Source organism: Paenibacillus thiaminolyticus (assembly GCF_003591545.1).
Taxonomy (GTDB): domain Bacteria; phylum Bacillota; class Bacilli; order Paenibacillales; family Paenibacillaceae; genus Paenibacillus_B; species Paenibacillus_B thiaminolyticus_A.
Window position 1 is genome coordinate 1 of the sequence record NZ_QYZD01000087.1, and the last position, 2,768, is coordinate 2,768.

A 2,768-nucleotide genomic window follows, 5' to 3' on the forward strand; every position below is an offset into this window, starting at 1 on the left:
AGCATTACTTGCATCCCGGAATCCCGGAGCATCGCCTCCATGCGTTCCTTAGGTAGAATAGGGTCGATCGGCACGTAAGCGGCACCGGCTTTCAAAATCCCCAGCAGCCCGGCGATGAGCCGCGGTGAACGGTTCATCAGTACGCCTACGCGGTCTTCCACCGCCACGCCGTGCGCCCGCAGCCATTGGGCGATGCGGTTGGCCTGCTCCTCCAGCTCCCGGTAGGTCAGACGCTGGTCTGCGCACACGACCGCCGGACGATCCGGCGTCTTCGTGGCCTGCCGCTCGAACAGCGAAGGAATGCTTGCCTCTTCCGGAATTGCTGCCTGCGTATCGTTGAATTGCAGGAGCAACCGTTCCCTCTCCGCCGTTATCAGCAGCTCCAGTTCCTGAACCGGGATGCTCGAGTCGGCCGCAATCTGCTCCGCGATGTGCAGCAGATGCCTTTGCAGACGCTCCATTCCTTCTCGTTCATACACCTGCGCATTGTAGTCAAAATGAAGCGTCATCTCTTCCCCAGGCAAAATCATCACATTCAAGTCATAGTTGGTTTGCTCTTCCGCTTGAACTCCGGTAATGTTCAGTCCGGCCGCATCCCCCAGCGAGCCCGCTTGCTCCTCCACTGGGTAGTTCTCGAACACGAGAATGTGGTTGAACAGCTCCCGGTTCTTCGAGCTTTGGGCTTGGATTTCATGCAGCGGATAATAGTCGTGGGCTTGGGACGCCAGCGCTTGCTCTTGAACATGCTCCAGCACGCGGGCTACCGTATCCCCAGCCTCGCATTTTACCCTGACCGGAATCGTATTGATGAACAGCCCGATCATCCCTTCCACGCCAGGAAGCTCCGCCGGTCTGCCGGACACCACGCTGCCGAATACCGCATCGTGCGTCCCGCTGTATTTATGCAACAGCAGTCCCCATGCCGTCTGCAGCAAGGTATTCACCGTCACTCCCTGCTCTCGCGCTGCTTGGCTGATCCGTTCGGTCAACTTTCGACCCAGCGAGCAGGTCACGCGCCTTGCTTCATATCCCTGCGCTTGGCGCTTCCGTCTTCTTGGCAACTCTGACATTTGTTCGAAGCCCGCAAGCATGTCTGCCCAATACTTCGCGGCCGCTTGCCCGTCCTGCTCGGACAGCCAGCGAATATACTCGCTATACTCGGTTACGCGCGCCAATTGCAGCTCCTCTTCCTTGCACAAGGCCGCGTACACTTCGAGGACTTCCTTGACCACCAGCGGCAGGCACCATCCATCCATCAAAATATGGTGGAAGCTCCACAGCAGTTGATGCGACTCCGGCCCCGTACGCATGACCGCTACGCGCATCAAGCCGTCCGACTCTACCCTAAACCCTCTCTTGCGATCTTTTTCCTTGAGCAAGGCCAGTTCCCGCTCCTGCTCTGCCGCACTCTTCATCGATAGATCTGCATAAGCAATCTTCAAGGTACGGGTTCGGTAGACTACCTGCAGCGGCTGATCCCGCCAACCGCTGTCTACGCTCGTCCGCAGTACCGCATGCCGCTGGATGACCGTATTCCAGCTGCGTTCCAATGCGGCTGGATCCAATTCTCCCTGCAGCGAAATGAGCATTTGGTTCACGTAAGCGCCCGACTGAGGATCCAGGCGGCTGTGGAACAGCATCCCCTGCTGCATAGGCGTCAGGGCATATACATTCTCGACGTCCCCGACAGGCCGGTTCCGCTGAACCAGTACTTCCAGTTCCTCAATCGTCATGCCCTGCTGCAGCACATCGCTAGGCGTCAGCTCCACGCTTTCTTTTGCCGCACAGTGACGAATCACTTCCTGCAAATGATGCTTCAGCCGCTTGGCCAGCCGCTGCATCGTTTTCTTGAAATACTGATCGGCGCTATAGCTCAGATTCAAAGTTAACGTTCCCCCGGCGATCATGCCGTTGAAATCGAGCGTGGCTGCCCTTTTTTGCCTGCGGCTTACCGCATCCCCGGACAAAAGCGGCGAGATCTGTAGCTCGCTGTTCTGCAAATCCTGGTCGAACTGCCCCAAATAGTTAAACGAAATTTCAGGGTCGGCTGCTTGAATATTCGATGAGGTCAAATAACGTAAAATGCCGTAGCCGACGCCTTTATGCGGGATGCTTCTTAGTGTTTCCTTGACCAGCTTGATACGCCGCGGCAGATCCAGATCCGCTTTCATGTCCAGCATGACCGGATACGCACTCGTGAACCAGCCTACCGTCCGGCTGACGTCCACATCCGGCAGGATGGATTCCCTGCCGTGGCCTTCCAGCATGACGGCCACCTGCTCGCTTCCTGTCCACTCCTGAATCGCCATCCCCAATGCGGTCAGCAGCAGATCGTTAATCTCCGTCCCGTATGCCCGGTTCGTTTGAGTTAATAACTGCTTCGTTTCGCGCCGGGACCATTGCAAGGTCAACGTTGCGCTGTTTTCGACCGCGTCTCCGCCTTGATCGTTATCCTTCGGCAATGGCATTTGTTCCCGTCCCGCCATCTGGCTCCAATATTCGCGTTCCGCCTCCATAGCCGGACTTGAAGCATAAGCAGTCAGCTGTTGCGACCAGAGTTGGAATGAATCGGTTTTCAGCGGCAGTCGAATGTCCTGCCCCTGCACAGCATGCCCGTACGCTTCGGCGAGATCCTCGAGCAAAATGCGCCAAGAGATGCCATCCACGACGAGGTGGTGAATCGCCATGAGCAAATGATCGCCATCACCGCACTGGAATAAGCCCAGCTTCACGAGCGGCCCTGTCTCTAAGCAGATGCCGGCCTGCAG

The 2,768-nt window shown here is 57.2% G+C and carries 1 protein-coding gene; it reads right to left on the bottom strand.

Translation table 11 applies throughout. The features are described 5' to 3' along the window. Nucleotides 1-2,768 (bottom strand): condensation domain-containing protein (locus DQX05_RS30000; protein ID WP_182914977.1); only part of this gene is annotated, 2,768 nt, incomplete at both ends.